This is a genomic window from Prosthecobacter sp., from assembly GCF_044232965.1.
Lineage (GTDB): Bacteria > Verrucomicrobiota > Verrucomicrobiia > Verrucomicrobiales > Verrucomicrobiaceae > Prosthecobacter.
Map to the genome: position 1 here is coordinate 54424 of NZ_JBIIKX010000018.1, position 22418 is coordinate 76841.

19 protein-coding genes and 1 tRNA gene are annotated in these 22418 nt (G+C 60.2%); 15 read left to right on the forward strand and 5 right to left on the reverse strand.

Annotation, left to right across the window (positions count from 1 at the left end):
• Window positions 1-27: 27 nt before the first annotated feature.
• The 10 genes from ACILSI_RS10005 to ACILSI_RS10050 all read left to right on the forward strand — a co-directional run bounded on the left by ACILSI_RS10005 (window position 28) and on the right by ACILSI_RS10050 (window position 12504).
• The gene (locus ACILSI_RS10005; protein WP_395721735.1) at window positions 28-1029 is read left to right on the forward strand and encodes an AAA family ATPase; all 1002 of its coding nucleotides are present in this window, start codon (window positions 28-30) and stop codon (window positions 1027-1029) included.
• A 67-nt stretch (window positions 1030-1096) separates the two neighbouring features.
• Window positions 1097-1306 (forward strand): hypothetical protein, encoded by a 210-nt coding sequence (locus ACILSI_RS10010; RefSeq protein WP_395721736.1) that lies wholly within the window; start codon window positions 1097-1099, stop codon window positions 1304-1306.
• A complete protein-coding gene (locus ACILSI_RS10015) occupies window positions 1293-1997 on the forward strand; it encodes a hypothetical protein (RefSeq protein ID WP_395721737.1) in 705 nt (234 codons plus the stop codon). Before ACILSI_RS10010 ends, ACILSI_RS10015 begins: the two co-directional genes overlap by 14 nt.
• Window positions 1997-2914, forward strand: coding sequence for a DUF58 domain-containing protein (locus ACILSI_RS10020; RefSeq protein ID WP_395721738.1), 918 nt, complete (start codon window positions 1997-1999; stop codon window positions 2912-2914). The genes ACILSI_RS10015 and ACILSI_RS10020 overlap by 1 nt, the downstream gene beginning before the upstream one ends.
• Window positions 2911-3471 (forward strand): DUF4381 family protein, encoded by a 561-nt coding sequence (locus ACILSI_RS10025; protein ID WP_395721739.1) that lies wholly within the window; start codon window positions 2911-2913, stop codon window positions 3469-3471. Before ACILSI_RS10020 ends, ACILSI_RS10025 begins: the two co-directional genes overlap by 4 nt.
• Window positions 3468-4499, forward strand: a complete 1032-nt coding sequence (locus tag ACILSI_RS10030) for a VWA domain-containing protein (protein ID WP_395721740.1) — start codon at window positions 3468-3470, stop codon at window positions 4497-4499. Before ACILSI_RS10025 ends, ACILSI_RS10030 begins: the two co-directional genes overlap by 4 nt.
• A 6-nt stretch (window positions 4500-4505) precedes the next feature.
• Window positions 4506-6521, forward strand: coding sequence for a VWA domain-containing protein (locus tag ACILSI_RS10035; RefSeq protein ID WP_395721741.1), 2016 nt, complete (start codon window positions 4506-4508; stop codon window positions 6519-6521).
• 5 nt (window positions 6522-6526) lie between these two features.
• The gene (locus ACILSI_RS10040; protein ID WP_395721742.1) at window positions 6527-9067 is read left to right on the forward strand and encodes a BatD family protein; all 2541 of its coding nucleotides are present in this window, start codon (window positions 6527-6529) and stop codon (window positions 9065-9067) included.
• Between the two features lie 86 nt (window positions 9068-9153).
• Window positions 9154-9897 carry a platelet-activating factor acetylhydrolase IB subunit gene (locus tag ACILSI_RS10045; protein WP_395721743.1) on the forward strand — a complete coding sequence of 248 codons (744 nt, stop codon included), beginning with the start codon at window positions 9154-9156 and terminating at the stop codon, window positions 9895-9897.
• 138 nt (window positions 9898-10035) lie between these two features.
• Window positions 10036-12504, forward strand: a complete 2469-nt coding sequence (locus ACILSI_RS10050) for a c-type cytochrome (RefSeq protein ID WP_395721744.1) — start codon at window positions 10036-10038, stop codon at window positions 12502-12504.
• Between the two features lie 121 nt (window positions 12505-12625).
• Here ACILSI_RS10050 and thiS read toward each other — a convergent pair whose 3' ends face one another.
• Both thiS and thiH read right to left on the reverse strand, forming a co-directional pair.
• The gene (gene thiS / locus ACILSI_RS10055; protein WP_395721745.1) at window positions 12626-12826 is read right to left on the reverse strand and encodes a sulfur carrier protein ThiS; all 201 of its coding nucleotides are present in this window, start codon (window positions 12824-12826) and stop codon (window positions 12626-12628) included.
• A gap of 26 nt (window positions 12827-12852) precedes the next feature.
• A complete protein-coding gene (thiH, locus tag ACILSI_RS10060; RefSeq protein ID WP_395721746.1) occupies window positions 12853-13992 on the reverse strand; it encodes a 2-iminoacetate synthase ThiH in 1140 nt (379 codons plus the stop codon).
• Between the two features lie 119 nt (window positions 13993-14111).
• Here thiH and ACILSI_RS10065 point away from each other — a divergent pair, with 119 nt between their 5' ends.
• Entirely contained in the window at window positions 14112-14846 is a 735-nt protein-coding gene (locus tag ACILSI_RS10065; RefSeq protein ID WP_395721747.1) for an MIP/aquaporin family protein, read from the forward strand.
• Between the two features lie 3 nt (window positions 14847-14849).
• Here ACILSI_RS10065 and ACILSI_RS10070 read toward each other — a convergent pair.
• Window positions 14850-14939, reverse strand: a tRNA-Ser gene (locus ACILSI_RS10070).
• 123 nt (window positions 14940-15062) lie between these two features.
• Here ACILSI_RS10070 and lpxA point away from each other — a divergent pair.
• Window positions 15063-15854, forward strand: a complete 792-nt coding sequence (gene lpxA / locus ACILSI_RS10075) for an acyl-ACP--UDP-N-acetylglucosamine O-acyltransferase (protein WP_395721748.1) — start codon at window positions 15063-15065, stop codon at window positions 15852-15854.
• A gap of 110 nt (window positions 15855-15964) precedes the next feature.
• Entirely contained in the window at window positions 15965-18415 is a 2451-nt protein-coding gene (lptD, locus tag ACILSI_RS10080) for an LPS assembly protein LptD (RefSeq protein ID WP_395721749.1), read from the forward strand.
• Between the two features lie 260 nt (window positions 18416-18675).
• Here the strand turns inward: lptD and ACILSI_RS10085 are convergent, their stop codons facing one another.
• Both ACILSI_RS10085 and ACILSI_RS10090 read right to left on the reverse strand, forming a co-directional pair.
• Entirely contained in the window at window positions 18676-19716 is a 1041-nt protein-coding gene (locus ACILSI_RS10085; RefSeq protein WP_395721750.1) for an IS5 family transposase, read from the reverse strand.
• Between the two features lie 614 nt (window positions 19717-20330).
• The gene (locus ACILSI_RS10090; RefSeq protein ID WP_395721751.1) at window positions 20331-20600 is read right to left on the reverse strand and encodes a hypothetical protein; all 270 of its coding nucleotides are present in this window, start codon (window positions 20598-20600) and stop codon (window positions 20331-20333) included.
• A gap of 499 nt (window positions 20601-21099) precedes the next feature.
• Here ACILSI_RS10090 and ACILSI_RS10095 point away from each other — a divergent pair, with 499 nt between their 5' ends.
• The gene (locus ACILSI_RS10095; RefSeq protein WP_395721752.1) at window positions 21100-21330 is read left to right on the forward strand and encodes a hypothetical protein; all 231 of its coding nucleotides are present in this window, start codon (window positions 21100-21102) and stop codon (window positions 21328-21330) included.
• Window positions 21331-21444: 114 nt separating this feature from the next.
• Window positions 21445-22416, forward strand: coding sequence for an SDR family NAD(P)-dependent oxidoreductase (locus tag ACILSI_RS10100; RefSeq protein WP_395721753.1), 972 nt, complete (start codon window positions 21445-21447; stop codon window positions 22414-22416).
• Window positions 22417-22418 lie beyond the last annotated feature (2 nt).

Genomic DNA, 22418 nt, shown 5'->3' on the forward strand with positions numbered 1-22418 from the left:
CCCCGTTGACCAGTACCGCACTCTCACATGCCCGCCTCCGCCGCCTCCCCCTCTGTCCCTGACAATGAAGCCATCGTCCAAGCCTCCTCCTGGGTGGCTCCGCTTCGCACCGAAATCGCCCGCGTGCTCGTGGGCCAAAACATGCTGGTGGACCGCCTGCTCGTGGCGCTGCTGACCAACGGCCACGTTTTGCTCGAAGGCGTTCCTGGCCTGGCCAAGACCCTCGCCGTGCGCACGCTGGCGGGCACTTTGCAGGCCAAGTTCCAGCGCATCCAGTTCACACCGGACCTTCTGCCGGCGGATGTCATCGGCACCATGGTTTATCACCCGAAGGACGGCACCTTCACGCCGCGTCTCGGGCCGATCTTTGCCAATCTGGTGCTGGCGGACGAAATCAACCGCGCTCCGGCCAAGGTGCAAAGCGCCCTGCTTGAGGCCATGCAGGAACGCCAGGTCACCATCGGCGAGAACACACACAAGCTGCCAGACCCCTTCATGGTGCTCGCCACGCAGAACCCCATCGACCAGGAAGGCACCTACACGCTGCCGGAAGCCCAGCTCGACCGCTTCCTGCTCAAAGTCCGCGTGACTTACCCGACGCCGGTCGAAGAGCGCATGGTGCTCGATGCCATGGCCACCTCCGCGCCGAAGCTCGATGTGAGCCAGATCACCGATGTCGCCGCCATCTCCGCCAGCCGTGTCGTGGTGAACAAGATCTTCATGGATGAGAAGATCCGCGACTACATCGTCGCCATCATCAATGCCACCCGCCATCCCGAGACGCTCGCGCCGCATTTGAAGCTGCTCATCCGCTGCGGCGCCTCGCCGCGTGGCACGATCAATCTCGCCCTCGCCTCCAAGGCCCTCGCCTTCCTCAACGGCCGCAACTACGTCGTGCCGCAGGACATCAAGGATCTCGCCCCCGACATCCTCCGCCACCGCATCCTTCTCTCTTACGAGGCCGAGGCCGAGGGCGTCACCACCGAGGACGTGGTCAAGACCCTGCTCGACAAGCTGCCGGTGCCGTGAAAGGCGAGTTGCGACTCCAGCACGACATCTTATATTTGCCCAGCGTCACAAACCCCTCGCTCATTTCATGAACACGCCCCTGCTCGAAACCGCGAATGCCTCAGTCAAAGATTCGACGGAGCAGCGCCGTCACCGAGTGGACCCGCGGACTCCTGAGTTCACCCACGTCTTAATGCGGTGTTTCAATGAAGGCCGGCAGATCGCCATCCGGGAGTATCTCGATGCGCAGGCCGGCAAGGCCAGCATTCCAGCGACCGACGCCAATGCCCAAGCCTGAACTTTGGATCATCGCTGGGCCGAACGGGGCCGGAAAGACCACCACGGTCAGTTATCCGCCCTTTCGGGAGGCGCTAGCTCACTGCGAGTTCATCAACCCTGACGCCGTCACGCTCGGCTTTCTGAACCAGCTTGGCTATCCGACCTGGGAGAGTGTCCCTCCCGGTCTTTTGAAGGACACTTTCATTCGTGCTGCCAATCAGTGCGAGGAGCATATCATGCAGCGCATCGAGGCCGGTGCCGCCATCGCGGTGGAAACCGTCCTGAGCACTCAAAAATACTGCGCCACGGTCGAGCGCGTGCTTGAGCTTGGTGGCGACTTCTTCCTCGTTTATGTGGCGCTGAACTCACCTGAACTGTCTGCGCAACGTGTGGATCACCGCGTCAGGACGGGCGGCCACGGTGTCCCGGCGGACAAGCTGGCGCCGCGTTGGAAAGCTTCTTTGGAGTTGCTGCCTTGGTTTGCGCTTAGGGCGACCAGTTTTTGGATCGTTGACAACTCGGACACACTGCTCGGAGAGCCGGGCAGCCTCATGATCTCGGGCATAGAGCGGCAGATGGTGCTTCATGGTGTTCCTGCCGGACCGATGCGCAGCATTGTTGGCAAGTTCATCAAAGACTTCGACTTGCTCGATCAAGCCCGCTGCTGGCGTTTGGAGATAGACAATCATTACATTCAGCCCTGCGATTGATGCCCGCCCCCACCACCAGCGACAACGACGCACGCCTCACGCGCATTCTGAAGCGTGTGCGGCGCATTGAACTGCTGACGCGCGGCATGGTGAAGGAGATGCTTGGAGGGCAGTATCACTCGCGCTTCAAAGGACAGGGGATCGAGTTCGATGACTTCCGCGAGTATCAGCCCGGCGATGATGTGCGTTTCATCGACTGGAACGTCACCGCGCGCATGAACGACCCCTTTGTGCGCAAGTACGTCGAGGAGCGCGAGCTGAGCGTCATGCTCTGTGTCGATGTCAGCGGCTCCGGCGACTACGGCAGCCAGGACGACTCAAAACGCGAGCGTGCGGCGGAGATCGCGGCGGTGTTTGCCTTCAGCGCCGTGCAAAATCAGGACAAGGTGGGCCTCACGCTGTTCTCCAGCGAGGTGGAGCAGTATCTGCCCGCCCGCAAAGGAGCGCCGCATGCGCTGCGGGTGCTGCGTGACATTTTGAACAACGAGCCGAAGCAGCACGGCACCGATCTCAAGCCCGCGCTCGATTTGGCGCTCAACCGCATCGCGCATCGCGCATTGGTGATCTTGGTCTCCGACTTCATCACCACCGACAGCTCGTGGGAGAAAAGCCTGCGCGCTGTGGCGGCGAAGCACGACGTTGTCGCGGCGCAGATCATGGACCCGCGTGAGATTGAGCTGCCAAATGCCGGGCGTGTCTGCCTCGAAGATCCTGAGACGGGCGAGCAAATCCTCGTCAACACCTCCCACCCCGCCGTGCGCGAGCAGTTTGCGGCCCGCGTGGCGGAGCGGCAGATGGCCTTGGAGCATTTGCTGCGTCGTTGTGGCGTCGAGCGCATCGCCATCCGCACGGACCAGGACTATGTGCCGGCCTTGAAGGCGTATTTCCGCACTCGCAAACGAAGGAGGCGCGGATGAAGGCGTTGTTTCTCTTCGTTTTGGCGCAGGCACCCGCGCCCGTTCCACCGCCTCTGCCGCATCCTGAGCTGCCATTGCCGGAAAGCGTGCCGCTGCCGCCGCCTTGGTGGATTTGGTGGGCCGCCGGACTGCTGCTGGTGCTCTTGATCGCTCTCATCGTCTGGCTGCTGCTGCGGCCCAAGCATGTGCCGGTCGCGCCGTTGCGCCAGCCGTGGACTTCCGCGTTCCGTGCGCTGAACGACCTGCGTGCCCGTATGGCGAGCATTCCGCCGCAGGACATGAGCCATCGTGTGTCACAGATCCTGCGGCGTTATTTGATGGAGCGCTACTCCGTGCCCGCCCCGGCGCGCACCACGCATGAAATCTTCGACGGCACTCAATTAGAGCGGCTGCCCGGTGTGCCGATCCCGCGCGCCCAGGGTCTCTGGCGCGAGCGTTTTGAGCCTGTGGCCCGGCTTTGCGATGACATTTCATTCATGCCGGCGCCACGCACGACGGAGGAGTCGGTGACGTTGATTGATCAAGCCCTCGCGCGTTTGCAGGAGGAGAAACCATGACAATCCCCGGCATCCCCAACTTCCAAATCCTGCACCCGCTCTGGTTGCTGCTGCTGGTGCTGGCCCCCTTGTTTGCGATCCTGCGCGGCTCACGTCGCGGCAGGCGTCCGGCCATCAAATTTCCCGCCACCTCGCTACTGCGTGATCTCGGGCGGCCTGCCCGCAGCGGCGTCGGTGGTTTCATCTTCGGCCTCGTTCTGATCAGCTTCGTTTTTGGCGTCGCTGCGTTGTCGCGTCCGCAGAAGGTGCTGTCTTACGACGAGGAGAAAGCGGAGGGCATCTCGATCATGCTCACGGTTGATGTGTCGCTCTCCATGCTGATTGAGGACTTTTACATTGGCGGCCAGCCGGTGAACCGCCTCACCGCCGCGAAACGTGTGATGGCAGATTTCATCAAGGGCCGTCGCAGTGACCGCATCGGCATCGTGGCTTTCGCCGGCGAGACTTATCTGCCTTGTCCGCTCACGCTGGACCGCGACTGGCTCATCAACAATCTCGACCGTGTGCAGACGCAGCGCGTTGGGGATGGTACTGCCATCGGCTCTGGCATCGCCTCCGCCGCGAATCGCATGCGGCGTGAAAAAACGCCTAGCAAAGTGATCGTGCTGCTCACCGACGGCGCGAACAACTCCGGCCGCCTCAGCCCGCAGGACGCCGCGAAACTCGCCGCTACGCTCGGCATCAAGATTTACACCATCGCCATCGGCACACCGGGCATCCACAGCATCCCTGACCCGCGTCGCGGCACCTTCACGCCGGTGGGACAGCAGTTGTTCGATGAAAAAACGCTCCAGGAGGTCGCCGGCATCGGCAACGGCCAGTTCTACATGGCGCAGAACCTCAGCTCGCTCAGCGATGTGTTTGGCACCATCGACCAACTCGAAAAAACCAAGATTGAGCACCGCAAGATCACCGAGACGGAGGAGTTGTTTCCCTGGCCGCTTGCCGTCTCCGCCGCAGCGTTGTTTCTGGCCCTGTTGCTGTCCCTGACCGTATTGCATTCGGCTCCCGAGCCTGCCGTCACTTGATTTCGCATGACCTTTGCCCACGAACATCTGCTGTGGTTCCTGCTGATCCTTCCCGCGCTGGTGGGATTGAAGCTGTGGGTGGACGCGCATGGCTCGCAGGCCGAGCGTTTGTTCACCGCCGCACGTTTGCGGCCCTCGCTGGTCATCGGGCGCTCGTTGTGGCGCTCGTGGCTCGTCTATGCGCTCTATGCGCTGGCGATGGCCTGTCTCGTCTTTGCCGTGGCCCAGCCGCGTTGGGGCGAGGAAAAGCTCGAGATCCCCGACAAAGGCCGCAACGTCTTCATCGCCATCGACACCTCGCGCTCCATGCTCGCGCGTGATGTTGCGCCGGACCGCCTCACCCGCGCAAGGCTTGCCGCGCACGATCTGGTCGTCGAACTCGCCGGTGAACGCGTCGGCCTGCTGGCCTTCGCGGGCCGTGCTTATTTGCAGGCGCCGCTCACCACGGATCATGACGCCATCATCGAGTCCTTGCAGGTTTTCGACCACACCATCATCGAGTGGGGCGGCAGCAACATCGGCGACCTGCTGGAGGTGACCCAGCGTGCCATCAAAAATCTGCCGAAGAGCAATTACGCGCTCGTCATTTTCAGCGATGGCGGCGATGCGGACCAAAACCTCACTTCGCAACTTCAAAAGCTCGCCAACGCGGGTGTGACGATCGTCACTGTCGGCGTCGGCACTGAAGGCGGCACGTTGATTCCAAATCCTGAGATCGATGGCGACTACATCCGCGACGAGGCAGGCAATGTGGTGCGCTCACAGCTCGAAAGCGGTGTCTTGCAGCAGCTCGCCACCATGACCGGCGGCCGTTATCTCAAACTCGGCACCCAGCCGCTCAATCGCAACGCCATCCAGCCCGTGCTCGACCGCCTCACCGAGCAGCAGTCCGCCAACCGCCAGACCTCGCGGCCGATTGAGCGTTTTGCATGGCCGCTGGGTCTGGGTATGCTCTTCCTTATGCTCGCTTGGATCATTAGCGCCCTGCCGCGTCCGTCCGCACGCCCCGTCGTGCTCGCCCTGGCCGTTCTCTCCTTTGCTCCCGCGCCCTCCGCACGTGCGGCGAATGTGGGTGAGACGCTGGCCTCCATTTTTCAACCCAAAGGCCCGACGCCTGACGACGCGCGCTCCGCGTTGGAGCAGGGTGATTTCAAAAAGGCCCGCGAGCTTTATGCGAAACTGCTGGAGGAACAACGCTTCAACGAATCCCGCGAGGAACTCCTCTACGGCATGGCAGCCACCGAGCACGCGCTGACGAACTACGACGGCAGCGTGAAGAATTTCAGCGAGGCGCTGCACACGCCGGATCAAAAGCTGCGCACCCGCGCTCATCGCGGCCTCGGGCACACGCTTTATGACCAGGGCGCCCGTGGCCTGGAAAAGCAGCCGAAGATCACCATCCAGCGCTGGACCGACTCGCTGCGCCACCTTGAGGCCGCGCTAGAACTCGACCCTGACAACAAAGAACTGCGCGAGAATCGCGACCATGTGGCCAAGATGCTCGACGAGCTGCGCAAGGTCATGGAGGAGCAGGAAAAGCAGCAGAAGGGCCAGCAGGGGCAGAAAGGACAAAAGGGAGAAAAAGGCCAGCAGGGTCAAAAAGGTGAGGGCCAGGAGGGAGAGGGAGAGCCTGAAGGCCAGGGCAAGGAAGGCAGCGATCCAAACGGCGAAGGCCAGCCCAAAGAATCCGAAGGCAAAGGCGAGAAAAAAGAGGCTGACGACGGCATCGGCGGCAAGGACGCCAAGGAACTGCCCGAAGGACGCCTTCAGGCCGCCGGTGGTGACAAAGAGGGCGAAAAAGAAGGCCAGCAGGGCAAGGACGGCCAAAAACCCGGCGAAGGCGAAGGGGGTGACAAGGAGAAAAAAGTCTCCCAGCGCCCGGAGTCGGGAGACCCGCGCAATCCACGCACCGGTTATACCCCTGGCGAGGCCGAGGGCATCATCCGCCAGTACATGGACGAGATCACCGCACCGCTGACCAACCGCTACCACACCCCGCCCGCGAACAAAAAAGATTGGTGACCCACATGCCTGCCTCTTTCACATTTTGCCTTCGCTGGTTCGTTCTTGTGCTGCTCACCGGCATCACCGCCTCCGCGGCCACCTTGCGCGCCTACATCCAGCCGGAACGCGCCCAGACCGGCCAGGTCGTCACTTATGTCATCACCGTGCAAAACGGCACGGTTCAGAGCCTGCCCCAGCTTCGTCTGCCCGCGCAGGTGGGCATGAACTCGGGTGTCTCCACCTCGCAGAACATCGAGATTCGCGGCAATGAACGCGTGTTCTCCACTCAGCTCGCCTGGGGCGTGGCGGGCACGGAGCCGGGCGAGTTTGTCATCCCACCGCAGGAAGTGCTCGTGAATGGCGAAGTTTTGAAGACCAACGAGGTTCGCCTCACAGTATCCGAGGCACCCGCCGTGCCTGGAGCCGCCGAATCGCCCGAGGATGCCCGCACGCCGCTGTTCCAGATCGAGGTGGGCAAAACCGAAATCTACCAGGGCGAGCTGGTGCCCATCAGCGCGAGCCTGTTTGTGCCGCGCAGCGTGATGCTGCGCCGTGTGGGCCTGATTGAGGTGAACAAGAGCGACTTCGCCATCGCCCGCTTTCCGCAGCAGGCGGACCAGACCGAGACGGTGATCAACGGCGTCGGCTACATCGTCGTGACTTACCGCAGCATGCTCTCCGCGCTGCATGCCGGAGATTTGAAGGTCGGCCCCGCGTCGTGCGAGCTGCTGTTTGAGGTTTACGACGAAGATCCGCGCAGCATGCGCCGCAGCCTGCCCTTTGGCATGGTCATGGGGAACAACGAGACCAAAAAACAGGTCGTCAAAAGCCAGGAGGTGAAGGTGAAAGTGCTGCCGCTGCCTGCCGAGGGCAAGCCGCCCCATTTCAGTGGAGCCGTCGGAGATTTCAGCATCAGCGCCACCGCCACGCCGAACGAGCTCTCGGTGGGCGATCCTCTCGCCGTGGACATCACCATTGATGGCAGCGGGAACTTCGACGCGCTCAATCCGCCTTCTTTGATGCCTCCCGACGGCTGGAAACCCTATCCGCCACGCCGCTACAACGTCGATGGCCCGGTGGATCCCAATCTCACGCCCACCGCGCAGCGCCGCATCGGTTACTCGATGGTGTTTGTTCCGGAGAAACAGCACACGCAGCTCCCGCCCTTTGAGCTGAGCTATTTTAGCCCCACGCAGAAGAAATACGTCATCGCCAGCACTGCGCCGATTCCCCTGCGCATCAAGCCCGGCGCAGTTGTCGTGGCCGCCGCAGGTGGGGAAGGCACGGCGGGTGGTGAGGCACCCAAGCCGCCGGCCGTGCAGCAGCCGAAGCCCAACATCAGCGACATCCTCATGGTCGTGCCGCCGCAGGCACGATGGTTGAACACCGCCAACATCGCCGCCAGCACGCCGCTGACCGGCAGCGCCCGTTTCTGGGCCATTCAATCCATTCCAGCGGCCTTGGTGCTCGTGGCCGTGTTGTTCACCTGGGTGCGCCGTCAGCGTGAGGAGGCCGCCAGCGGCCTGCGGGGTGAGCTGACCCAGCTGTGGCGCGGTTTGGATCAGCCGGGCCTGGAGGATCGTGATTTCCTGCAACGCGCCGCACATTTCATTCACCGCAGTCATTCTGGCGAGGTGCAGGACGAGGAACTGCGTCAGATTTTGCAGCGCTACGAGACGCAGAGCTTCACAGCGACCCCAACTACCGCGCAATCGCTTGGCAGCGGCGAGCGTGGACGAATTATGAGCAAGCTCGCGCCGTTGTTGAAACGTGCGGCGGTGGTTATCGCCACGCTGGCTGTTCTGAGCGCAAACGCGGTGGCCGCAGATGAATCTCCTGACACCATCTACCGCCAGGCCCGCGAGGCCTTGGAGAAAGGCAAGTTCACCCAGGCGCAGTATCTGGGTGAGTCGCTCACACGGAAGGATCCGCCCGCGCTGAGCGCCGCAGTCTTCTCGCTCATCGGCCATGCTCGTTACCGTCAGGAAGATCTGGGCCGGGCCGCCTTGTGGTATCAGCGTGCGCAACTGCTCGAGCCCGCCAACCCCGAGGTGCGGCAGAATCTGCGGCATCTCGATGAAAAACTGCGTTTCTTCCGCTTCCAGCAAGACTCGCCTCTCGCCGAATGGAGCCTGATGCTGAACAAAAACACCTGGATCATCGCCGCCTCCGCCGGTGTGTGGCTTATCCTCCTGGCCGTCTTCGGGTGTGTGCTTTCCGGCAGCCGGAAATCTTGCGGCGGGGCCTGTGCCTTGGCGTTGATCATTGTCGGCTTTCTCGTGCTCATTCCTTCCGCCACCTTGGCTGCCGTTCGGCCTGAGCCGGACACACGCGTGAAGGATGTCATGGTCGTCACCGCGCGTGAAGTCAGCGCCTACACCGCCGCCACTGTCACCTCTGGCAGCGTGGTTGATCTGCCGCCGGGCAGCCAGGTGCGCCTGCTCGAAAAACGCGGCGCATGGACCTATGTCGAAATTCCCAGCAGCGGCGAACCTGTGCGCGGCTGGGTGGAATCCGCCACCTACACGCCGCTCTGGCCCTGGAACGCGGCCCTGCTGCCCTGATTCAGGTTGGGGCTTGGTTTTGAGGTGCTGCGGGCATTCGTCATTCGACATTCCGCATTCGTCATTCACCTTTTGCGCCTCCAACCATGAAATCACTCGTCATCTCATTCCTCTCGCTGTGCGTTGCCGCCGCCGGCCTCGCTGAAACCACCAAGAACCTCGCCATCGACCCAAAACCGCGTGAAGGCGGCTGGGTAAAGCGTCACGAGTCGTTCAATGCGATCTCGAAGCAGGGCGATGCACAGTTGGTTTTCCTTGGCGATTCCATCACGCAAGGCTGGGAAGGCAATGGCAAGGAAGCCTGGGCCAAAACCTGGGCACCGCTCAAGGCCGCAAACTTCGGCATCGGCGGCGACCGCACCGAGCACGTCATCTGGCGTCTGCAAAACGGCAACTTCGACGGCCTCAAGCCGAAGCTCGTCGTGCTCATGATTGGTACCAACAACACCGGTCATCAGGGCCGCCCCGCTGTGGAGCACGGCGGCGTCGTTTACACCAGCAGCGCCGAGCAGACCGCCGAGGGCGTGAAAATGATCCTCGACATCCTCGGCAAAAAGCTGCCGGAGACCAAAGTGCTGCTCCTCGGCATCTTCCCACGCGGCGCGACGAAAGACGATGCCATGCGCAAGCAGAACGTCGCCACCAACAACCTCATCTCCGCCTTCGCCGACGGCAAACGCGTCTCCTACATGGACATCGGCAACACCTTCCTTCAGCCCGACGGCACACTGCCGAAGGAAATCATGCCCGACCTGCTCCACCTCAACGCCAAAGGCTACGAGATGTGGACTGCCGCCATTGAAGGTAAGGTCGTCGAGCTGATGAAGTGAAAGCCAAACCTTGGTCAAGGAGTCAAGCAATGGTCAAGACGGTCATAGGCACGACACTTGACCACCTTGACCTTTGACGGCGAAGCCTTGACCCGCCCCACCTGCAACGAAACATTTCTCGTCCTCATCTTCACGCCCATGAAATCCCTCCTCATCCCGCTCCTCTTCGCCACCACGGCCAGTGTCGCCCAGATCGCCACACAGGCCACGCCGGTGGACAAGATCAAGGTCGCCAAAGGCTTCAAGGTCGAGCTGCTCTACTCCGTGCCGAAGGAGCAGGAAGGTTCCTGGGTTTCCATGACGCAGGATGACAAGGGCCGCCTCATTTGCAGCGATCAATACGGCGCGTTGTATCGCATCACGCCGCCTGCGATTGGCGGAAGTCCCGGCGAGACAAAGATCGAGAAGCTCAGCATCGACTTCGGCCACTGCCAGGGCCTGCTGTATCATGCCGGAGCACTTTACGGTGTGGTGAATGACGACGCGTATCAGGGCAGGGGACTCTACCGCTGCAAGGACACCAATGATGACGATCAATTCGACGCTGTGGAGCTTCTCCGCTCCTTCCCCGGCAAAGCAGGCGAGCATGGACCGCACGGCGTGGTGATCGGACCCGATGGCAAGAGTCTCTATGTGATGTGTGGTAACCAAACACCGGAACCGAGCTGCGAAACCAGCCGCGTGCCGCGTCACTGGGCTGAAGACCAGCTTTTCCCGATGATCCTCGGACGCGGCTTCATGCGTGACGTGCTCGCGCCCGGCGGCTGGCTGGCGAAGACCGATCTCGACGGCAAAAAATGGGAACTCATCAACACCGGTACCCGCAACACCTACGACATCGCCATCAACCGCAGTGGCGACATCTTCGGCTTTGATGCCGACATGGAATGGGACACCGGCATGCCGTGGTATCGCCCCACGCGTGTGTGCTTCATGCAAAGCGGCGGCGAGTTCGGTTGGCGCACTTGCAGCAAGAAATGGCCCGCACGCTGGGAGGACAGCCTGCCTGCCGTGGTGGACATCGGCCCCGGCTCGCCCACCGGCGTCGCGTTTGGTTATGGAGCCAAATTTCCCGCCAAGTTCCAAGACGCGCTCTACATCTGCGACTGGAGCTACGGCAAGATGTATGCAGTGCATCTCAATCCGAATGGCGCGGGCTACACTGGCACCGCCGAAGAATTCATGAGCGCCGCACCGCTGCCACTGACAGATATCGAGGTCTCGAAGAAGGATGGAGCCATGTATGTGAGCGTTGGTGGCCGCAAGGTGCAGTCGGGGTTGTATCGGGTGACTTACACCGGCTCGGAAAAGTCCGACACATCGGATAAGTCGGACCTGTCTGACCTCGCCAAAGCTCGTGAAGCTCTCGAAAAGCCCGGCACCTCCGTCGAAGACGCCTGGCCCCACCTCTCTTCCTCTGACCGCCATCTCCGTTTCGCCGCTCGCATCGCGTTAGAGCATCAGCCGGTGGCTTCGTGGAAGGACAAAGCCCTCTCCGAAACCAATCCGCGTGCCGCGTTGACCGCGCTCATGGCCCTCGCTCGCAGCAGCGGTGGGGACAAATCGCTTCAGCAGCCGATTCTGGCCGCGCTGAACAAGATCGACTTCAAATCGCTCAAGGGCATCGACCGCGTGACGCTCATTCGCGACTACATGCTCGTCTTCACCCGCCTCGGAGAGCCGGACGCGGCGACGAAGGCTGAATTGATCGAGAAACTCAATCCACTCTTTCCCACAAGCGACACGGGGCTGAATCGTGATCTCACCGAACTGCTCGTGTATCTCGACGATGTCGGCATCGTCGCCAAAGCGGCACCATTGGTGAACGACTCGCCCACGCAGGAGGAGCAGATCGACTACGCCCGCATCCTGCGCTTCGCGAAGTCCGGTTGGACGAAGGAACTCCGCGCCGATTACTTCCGCTGGTTCCTGCGCGCCGCGAATTACAAGGGGGGCGCGTCGTTTGACCTCTTCATCGGCGAAATCAAAGCCGACGCACTCAAGACGATGAGCGAAGAAGAAAAACTCGCCATCAAAGACGTGCTGGATGCCAAGCCGGAGATTAAAGCGCCGAGTTTCACCACCAAGCCGATGAACTTCGTCAAAGCCTGGACGCTCGCCGATCTCGAAAAGTCCCTCGGCGTCGGCCTGGAAGGCAACCGCAACTTCCAAAACGGTCGTAACATGTTCGGCGCGGCCACCTGCTTCGCCTGCCACCGCTTCCAGAACGAAGGCGGTGCCATTGGTCCTGATCTGACCAGCGTGGCCGGCAAGTACAGCCCGCGTGATTTACTGGAGCACATCCTGGAACCCAGCAAGGAGATCAGTGATCAGTACGGCAGCACGGTCTTCACCAAGAAGGATGGCAGCACCGTCATCGGCCGCATCGCCAACATGAAGGAGAACATCATGATGGTCTGCACCAACATGATGGACCCGAACAACTTCACCAATGTGGATGCCCGCGACGTGGTGAAGACCGAGGAGAGCAAAGTCAGCATGATGCCGCCCGGTCTGATGTTCATGCTCAAGGAGGACGACATTCTCGATCTGATGGCCTACCTGCTCAGCAAAGGGAACCCGGATGATCCGATGTTTGTGAAGTGACGGTAAACTGGCATTACTCCTTGCCACGGCATGCACGACTCCTGTGCTTGAGCCCCCTCTTGTGCGCAGCCATGAAGCGAGCCAATCAGCACTACTACGAGACCGTCTCTCCGCCGCCCGGCTACCCGCCCGCCGTGATCTGCACGATCTCGATCACGTCGCCGTCACTCACCGTGGCCGTCTCAATCTCACGCGGCAGCAGTGCGGCTTGATTCTGCTCCACCACCACCGGCTTTCCGGCCAGTCCGACGGCTGCCAGCAGCGATTTTACCGTCTGTGAGGCTTCAAACTCACGTGTCTCTCCATTCAAAGTGATCTTCATGACTGTTCAGGGCGATTGAAAATGTCTCAGGCCACCATTGTTGCGAGGATCGACGGATCCCAGTCCTTCCACACAGGATCAAGACCGCTCTGACGCAGCATCTCGGCCACGCTGTGGGCCGAACGCTGATCCGCGATGCCGAACTGGCCTTCCGCACGATTCGTCTCGGCCTTCGTCTCCACTTCGACGCGTTTGCCGCGCACGGTGAGGTGCAGATCGTCGTTTCCAGCGCCGGTGTAACCTCCCGGTTCGGTGTGACTGCCCGCGCTCATCACCGTGATGCCCAGCGGTGCCAGTGCATCGCGCAACGGCGCGGACTCTCGCGTGCTCAAAATGATGCCCACTTCCGGGAACGTGAGGCGGAACGCACAGATCGTCTGCACCAGCGCCCAGTCGGGGAAATCCGTCATCGGCGTGAATCCACCCGCCGCCGGCCGCAGCCGCGGAAACGCCACGGTGAAGGTCGATTTCCAGCAATGCTTGTAGAGATGTTCCAAATGCGCCGCGAGTCGAAGTGCTTCGAGACGCCAGTCGCTCAGCCCGAACAGTGCGCCGATGCCGATGCGGCGGAATCCGCCCTCGTAACCGCGTTCCGGGCACGCCAGTCGCCAATCAAAGTCCTTCTTCGGTCCCGCCGTGTGCATTTCCGCATAAATGCCGCGATCATACGTCTCCTGATACACCACGAGCCCCTCCGCGCCCACCTTGACCATGCGCTCATACTCCGGTGCCTCCATCGGCCCGACTTCGATGCCAATCGTCGGCACTAAATCACGCAGCGCCCGGATGCACTCCTCCAAGTAACCATCGCTCACAAAGCGCGGGTGCTCGCCCGCCACGAGCAGGATGTTCCGAAAGCCCTGTGCCACGAGATGCTTCGCCTCGGCCACGACTTGATCCACCGTGAGCGTCACACGCAGGATTGCATTGTTGTCCCGCGAAAAGCCGCAGTAGCTGCAGTTGTTCACGCATTCGTTCGAGACATACAGCGGCGCAAACAGCCGCATCGTGCGCCCAAAGTTCCGCCGCGTGATCATTCGCGACTCCTTCGCCATCGCCTCGATCTGCGCCGGCCCCTTCGGCTCCAGCAACGCCGCAAACCGCTCCATTAGCGGCGATTTGCGCTGTGGCAGGGCATCGAGCGTGGAGATGAAGGAGGTTTGCATGAACACTTCGATTTATGCCGCAAAACGTCGTCCGCAATCCACAATCCGATTCAAGCGTCTTGCCCTGGATTCGGCTTCCCGATAATCTGCGCGGAAATTCAACCAATCCAGCCACCACCATGTCCGCCACACTCGCAGAACTCCTCGGCACGATGATCCTCGTTCTCCTAGGCGATGGGGTGGTCGCCAACGTGGTGCTGAAGCAGACCAAGGGGCACAACGCCGGGTGGATTGTCATCACGGCCGGCTGGGGTTTCGCGGTGGCGGTGGCGGTTTACTGCACCGGCACCATCAGTGGTGCCCACTTGAATCCGGCGGTGACGCTGGGTATGGCGGCCATCGGAAAATTCGAATGGGCGCTGGTTCCCGGCTACATCGCCGCACAGATGGCAGGCGCGTTTCTCGGCGGCGTGCTCGTCTGGCTGGCCTATCTGCCGCATTGGAAGGAAACCCATGACCAGGGGGCCAAACTGGCCGTGTTCTGCACCGCTCCGGCGATCCGCCACACTGTCGGCAATCTGATTTGCGAAATCATCGGCACCGCCGTGCTGGTGCTCGGCGTGCTGGCAATCCTGTCGCCTGCGAATCTCCTGCCGAACTCCGGTTTCGACAAAGGCTTCGGCCCGGCGCTGGTCGGCATGCTGGTATGGTCGATCGGGTTGTCCCTCGGCGGCCCCACCGGCTACGCCATCAACCCCGCCCGCGATCTTGGGCCGCGTCTCGCCCATTTCGTGCTCCCCATTCCAGGCAAAGGCGGCGCTGACTGGGGCTATGCATGGATTCCTGTTCTCGGACCTGCCATGGGAGGCATTTTGGGAGCCCTGCTCTACCAGGCGTTCTGGCCGGTGGTTTGAGCGTGGCGGAGAGGGTGGGATTCGAACCCACGGTGAGAATTACCCCACGCCAGTTTTCAAGACTGGAGCCATAAACCACTCGACCACCTCTCCAGGTGCTGTTTCGCGGCGTGTTGACAGTAGGCAACAGGCAGCGGCATGCAAAGCGGAACTTTGCGCGAGTTGAAGCAAGGTCACGATTGATCCCGTCCAAGGGCGCATTCATGGTCCGTCTGCATGATTCACACGACCGCCCTGATTGACCCGCGCGCCCAGATCGACTCCACCGCCGAGATCGGGCCATATGTGGTGATCGAAGGACCAGCACAAGTGAGCGCGTGCTGCCGGATCGAGGCGCATGCGCAGCTCGTGGGGGAGGTGGTGGTGGGCGCGGGCACCAAGATCGGACGCGCGGCGGTAATCGGCGGGGAGCCGCAGGATCTCGGATTTGATCCGGCCACACTCAGCAGCGTGGTCTTGGGCCAGAACAACGTGATCCGCGAGCATGTTACGATCCACCGCGGCAGCAAACCGGGCGGGGTGACTCGGATCGGCGACGGCAATTACCTCATGGCAGGTTGTCACCTGGCGCACGACGTGGTGCTGGGGGACAAAAACATCATCGCCAACGCGGCGCTGCTGGCGGGACACATTCAGGTGGGAAACAGCACGTTCATCGGCGGCGGGGCGGTGTTTCACCAGTTCCTGCGCATCGGGGATTTCTGCGTGGTGCAGGGAAACGGCAGCTTCAGCAAGGACATCCCGCATTACTGCGCAGCGCAGCGCATCAACCGCATCACGGGATTGAACGTGATCGGCTTGAAGCGCCAGGGCTTCACAGCAGAGGACCGGCGGGCGATCAAGGAGCTCTTCCAACTGCTGTTTTGCGAAGGCTTGAACCTCTCACAAGCGACGGAGCAGGCTAAAGCGCGGGAATGGCCTGAGAAGGCTCTGCGTCTGTTGGATTTCGTGCGCGCAGCCAGCAAAAAAGGGGTCTGCCCTGTGCGTCCCGGACGTGAGGATGATTGAAGCGAGAGGCGTGAAAAAAAGCCGGTCTTTTTCTTGTCACCGGGACGGCGGTGGCCTATGAAAGGCGGATTTTTAAAGCCCGCCCTACCGGGTCATTTCCCCCTCGTACCATGAACTTTCTTCGAATCTGTGTGGCGGCTCTTTTGTGTGTTCTGGCGGCAGCTGGTTCAGCGAGGGGGCAGGGGCTTCTCGACAGCCTCACCAGCGACCTAAACATCCGAGGGCTGGCAACGACCATGGACCCCGAGACAGGCATTGTAACCGTGACCGGAGATGTGAACATCGTGTACGGAGATGTCGAAATCCGCTGTGGCAGCGCGCGCTACAACCAAACGACCGGCGAGGTGGTGGCCCAAGATGGCGTGACGATTTGGAAAGCCGGCACGATCTACCGGGGGGATTCCATCACCTACAACTCGGTTTCCGGCGAGATGTCGGGGCAAAACGTGATCTCTGGCATGGTGGCCGGCCCCAGCATGATGATCTACAAGGCGGAGGAGTTTCAATCCAAAGGCAAACTCGAAAACCAGATTGACGCGAAGGTGGTAAACTTCACCTCGCACGATGTGCAGAATCCCAATTTCCACATCGGAGCGAAGGAAATGACCGCCTACCCGGGTGATCATGTGGTCATGCGCAACATTAAGATTTATGGCGGAGATACCCCGTTTCTCTGGCTGCCTCGCTATACGCAATCATTGCAGGAGAACGGACTGACCTTCTCGCCGGGCTACCAGAGCCGGTGGGGGGCTTACTTGTTGACGCGTTACACCGTGCTGCATGGCGATCACACCATGGCTAGGTACAAAATAGATCTGCGCAGCCAGCGCGGCATCGCTGGCGGTGTGGATTTGATCTCTCTTCGCCACAAGTCTAATGAGCAAAATTTTGGCACGCTCAAAATCTACGCCGCAAAAGATACAAATGGAGGGACGAACATGGCGGGAACCACACGTTTCCCCGTCCCCGAGAATCGCTTCCGCATCAATTTCCAGCACCGCGTTTACCTCCCAGGCCCTGATGTGAGTACATGGTATCTGGATTTCGACATCAACAGAATCAGTGATTATCACTTCTATGAGGACTACTTCTTCAACGACTTCCGCACGGATCGTGAGCCTGACAACCATGTCTCTCTGATTCACACCAACGAAGCTTATGTGGCCACCTTGATGGCCAAATTCAAGGCCAATAATTTTTACCGTACCACCACGCGTCTGCCTGAAATCTCCGTCGATTTCACACGCCGCCCTCTTTGGGGGACTGGCGTCTATCATCAAGGCAGTATTTCCGCAGGTCTTTACAACGAAGTGGTCGGCAATCAGGAAGAAGCAGAGCTGCGGCGACTGGGTGCTCTGGGAGTCGGTCCCAACCTGGCGGCGGTGATGAATGATCCTCTTGGCACCGCCCCCTCGTCATATAGAAGTCTGGCGGGGCTCCCAAGAGATTCATCACTCACGGCTGCGAACATTTCCACAGGCTTGGGAGTTATCACTAGTCGCCTGCAAGAGCCGGATTTTGCACGTTTTCATACCTATCACGAGCTGCTGTATCCGAAGACATATTTGGGCTGGTTGAATGTCACCCCGCGTATTGGGGCCGGGATGACCAGCTATGGTAGCATTGACGGTAGCATCACGGGGTTGCAGAGCTTCACACGCGGGATTTTCCATCTGGGTTTGGACTTATCCTTTAAACTGACCCGCTCGTGGAGCGAAGTGCGTTCCAAGACTTGGGGATTGGATGGCATTCGCCATATTTTCCAGCCTTACGTCAACTTTTCTTATCTTGACGCAAAACAAGACGCGGGGCTGCCGGCCATAGATCGTATTTCCTCTCCGACCACGCGGCCACGGTCCATTGATGTGCCATTTTTCACCGCTGTTGACAGCCTGCGTTCTTGGAACGTGGCACGCATCGGTTTCCGCAACGTTCTTCAAACCAAACGCGATTATATCAGCACCAACGGTAATGGGGGATTTATAGATTCATCAGATCACGACTCATCCTTAAGCTACGCTTGGGCTGGCATGAACACTTATGTCGATGTGTTTGCAAAGGATCCCGAGTTTGGACGCGACATATCCAATCTTTACAATGACATTTTCTGGCGCCCGGTTCCATGGGGGGGGGTAAGTTCACAATGGCAAATTCCCATCTCAAGTGGAATTGGCAATTTCACAGAACTGAACAATTTCATCACCTGGATGCCCAGTAAAAACGTTTCAGTGGACTTTGGGCATCAGTACATATCAGATCATCCGTTCTTCCAAAACAGTAGTCGTCTATATACCCGCCTTATCACCCGTCTGACAGAAAACTATGGGTTTACCATGGCTCATATCTTCGAGGCAGACGATGGCACGTTGGAATTCCAAAGCTACAGTCTGACGCGAGATATCAGCAGTTGGACAGCCTCTTTTGGGATCATGGCTCGTGATAATCGCAACGGTGTCAGTGATGTGGGTCTCCTTCTCACTCTCACGCTCAAGGATTTTCCGAAACTCAACTTCGACTTCAACATCGACCCGAATCCGACTGGGGCTGGTGGCACGAGATAACCTCGCCTGATCTCAGGCAGATTTGAGCCACCATTCATCACCCTGTCCTATGAGGCAAAGCTGGATTATTGACGGCTAGAATTAAGGGCACCTCTGGATAGGGGGTGAATTTTCAGGCGGCACGGATGCAGGTGAAAAGTGGCTCCAGTCCGCCTTATTCAGCGTGAGATGAAGGGCGTGCGGTGTCGCCATCTGGCTTTTGGGTGACTTGTCGCGCTCGTTTCACCTTCCTTTCTGCCCTTTGGGGCGCTGTGCTCCTCTCAACGAGCCAGGCAGGCATAGCGGTCCATGTTGTAGACCAGGTTGCTGAGGTGGTTGTGCTGTGTGGCCCGCTTCAGTCCGATGCTTCGACACAGGTCGGCTCCCATTTGCGCCATGCGCGCGAAGATGTGCTCCACCCTCACGCGCATCCGGCTGATGGTGTGGTTGGTCTGTTGTTCGGTCTCACTCAACGGATGGCCGCGCGTGGCTTTGCGCATGAGGAACTCCTGCGCGTTGAGCTTGATCAGGTGCGCCTCGTGCTCGGCGCTGTGGTAGGCTGAGTCTGCCAGCACGGCTTGGTCTTTGTCGTCGAGCAGCTCCTCGAACACCTGGCTGTCATTCACGCTGGCGGGCGTGGTCTTGGACTTGAGGATGAGCTTGGTTTTCAAGTCGGCTTTCACATGGTTCTTCCAGCCGTAGTGAGCTTCGTTGTTCTTCTTCGTCCAGCGTGCCTCGCTGTCTTTCTGGCGGCCCACGGCGGGGTTGGCATCAAACTCTTCGGGACGCTCGCCTTGCTTGATGCGCTGGTTCTGCTCGCGCTCGTTGCGCTGGCGCGGGGCTTCGGTGAAGCTGGCGTCGATGATGCTGCCTTCGCGGGCGATGATGCCTTTGCCTTCAAGCATCTGGCCGAAGGCTTCGAAGAGCTTGCGGCTGCCTTCACGCCCGCCTTCTTCGATGCGCTGCTTGAAGTCCCACAGCGTCTTGGCATCGGGGATGTCGTCGCCGATGCGCAGGCCGAGGAAGCTTTTAAAGCTCGTGCGGTCGAAGATCTGCTCCTCGGTGGCGTCGTCGCTCAGACCGTGGACCCTCTGTAGCACGAGGACTTTGAACATGAGTACGGGGTCGAAGGGCGGCTTGCCGCCCTTCTTCCAGTCGCGCGTGGCGTAGCCGGTGAGTTCTTCGAGCAGCGGGCGGAAGTTCTCCCAGGGGATGACCTCGCGCAGCTTGAGGATGCCGGCGTTTTTGACGGCGACGGCCTGCTCATGCTCAATGGCGCTGAAAAGCCCTCCTCCTCGTTCGGTCTTGCGATAACGTTTCATGCCCCTTTACTTGGCTCATCAATCAGCCCAATGAAAGCCGCTCCTGGGGAAATGAGGTTTCCAGAGGTGCCCTTAAGAGACTATCTGGCAAAGAATATGGCTAATGAAAACGAACTGACTAAGGTAAAGAGTAGCTATCAGCCAGCAGGCTGCAACACCGACATAAGTGAGGCAGGATGGTGGCCGTGCAGCGGCAGCGCTCATTTACCCAACGGATTCCAAATGCGGTAGTGGACATTGGCGTGATCCCGATGCAGCGAAGGTTTCTTTCGACACTATGCGCTATGTGCTCGAGAGCGGTTGCCGGTGATTGAGTTACCAGGGATTTTCTTCGCTGCGTTTGGCTCGGCTCAAGGGTGCCGTGTATAACGCTATGTCAAGGCGGGCTGAGAAAGCTTCGAGACTGCTCACAAACAAGAGTCTGCTCAGCAGTTATTAAACGGCCAAGTCCTTTGAATCGCCTTCCACGGAAGAGGATCTAGTCTTGCTCACATTCCACCTCCGCTTTTGGCAAGGAAATTGAGCGCCAGAGTGGCAACAGCGAGGAGAAAAACTAACCAGGCAAGAGGCATGATAGGGAGTGGGGTGAAATCCAGTCGTCGGACGGTGCCGTTTTAGGGAATTGGCAGCAGTGTGTCTTTGAACTTGTTGGTCCAAACGCCTGTGACGATGCTACGGCTCTCCCAGCTCTGGGCAGCTGCAGACGGCACCATGATGGGAGAAGTGCCGCTGGGATCATCCTTGACCGCATCGGCACCAAACATCTGAACCGCCATCAGGATGGCCGAAAGAACGAAACAAATCACCGAAAGAGGCACAAGTCCCGCCTCTGGGTCTTTTTCTTCATAGAACTGCTCAGCATCAGCCGCGGCGCTGCGTTTCACCGGAGCGCTGGGCGGCGCTGAGATCGACGGACGCTGCATCACCTGGGTAGGGGCAAGCTTCACGGTCGCTTTTGGCAGAGGGGCAGTGCCAGCCATCGGGCCTGTACCGCTGCCTGGTGGGCGAGGCGGAGCACCTTTTTGCAGTGGCACAGTGGGTGCGCCAGCTTCAACACGAGGTGCCGGCGGGGATGCGGGATTTTGTGCCAGAGGACGAGTTGCCGCAGGAAGCCCGGCCATCGGAGGTGCCGCCGGGCGAGGTGCTGTCGGCGCTCCAGGAGGCTTGGCGATCGGAGGAGCAGTCGGCGCCCCTGCTCGCGCAGGAGGCGGCATCGGACTGGATGGAGGGGGGGCCGCAGGCGGGGGGGAAGCCGACACAGGAATGGCCGAGGTCGTCCTTTTCGAAGGCGGCGACAAAGGGGGAGCCGGGAGTTTCACCGGGGAGGTGCTGCTTTTGGGGGCTGGCGGCGGCAGTGGAGCCGAGGGCAGTTGAATCGGTGCCGTGGCCTTCTTCGCCATCGTCGGCACCACGGAGGTGGTGTTGAGCGAGGCCGGAACGCTGCCAGTGGATGGCGAAATCGGAGAGGTCGCCTCACGCGGCTGGGTCACACCAGCACCCGGACGTCCACGCAGAGTGATGCGAACGGTTTCCTTCTTCAGCGGCACGGCGGCGGTCTTCGGAGTCGTGGCTGGCGGCGGCGTTGGCGTGTTTTCGGGTTCGCTCATGATCTAGGTGTGAAAATATCTCCGTGAATTCCGCCCATTTAGCGAAATCCTGGGCTATGCGTCAATCCCTTTCTCCTCACGTCTTGCATTTGTCCTGCCCCTGCCTGTAAATCCCCGCCTCATGAACATTCTCGTCACTGGAGGGGCTGGATTTATCGGCTCCCACACTGTCCAACGCCTGCTCCGTGACGACGCGGGCCAGGTCACCATCCTCGACAGCCTCAACGACTACTACAACCCCGCCATCAAGCGCGAAAACCTCAAGGCGCTTGGCTCCAAGATCAAATTCCGCGAGGGCGACATCACCGACCCGCTGTTCGTGGCCGAAGTCTTCGACGTGGGTCGTTTTGACGCCGTCATCCACCTTGCCGCCCGGGCCGGCGTGCGCCCCTCCATTGAGCAGCCGGAGCTCTACATCGACACGAACATCAAGGGCACCTTCCACCTCCTCGAAGCCGCCCGCCGCACCGGTGTGAAGCACTTTGTCTCTGCCAGCAGCTCCTCCGTCTATGGGGTGAACAAAAAAGTGCCCTTCGCCGAGACCGATCCCATTTTGCAAACCATCAGCCCATACGCGATGACCAAAATGGCCGGTGAGCAGATGTGCTCGAACTACAGCCATCTCTACGGCATCAAGACGGTCTCCCTGCGCTTCTTCACCGTGTATGGCCCGGGCCAGCGCCCTGATCTGGCCATTTCCAAATTCACCCGATTGATTGAGGATGGCAAACCCATCGACAAATTCGGCGATGGCACTACCCGGCGCGACTACACCTACATCGACGACATCGTGGACGGCATCATCGGCGCGTTGAACTACCGCACCGGCCCGATCTGCGACATCTTCAACCTCGGCGGCTCCCAGAACGTCTCGCTCAACGATCTCATTGCCACCATCGAGCAGGCGCTTGGCAAAAAAGCCACCATCAACCAGCTCCCCGAGCAGCCCGGTGACGTGCCCATCACCTCCGCTGATGTGAGCAAGGCGAAAGCCCTCATCGGCTTCAAGCCCACCACCTCCATCGCCCAAGGCGTACCAAAATACGTCGAATGGTTCCACGACATGCGTTCTCGCGGCATCGCTGTGTGTTGATC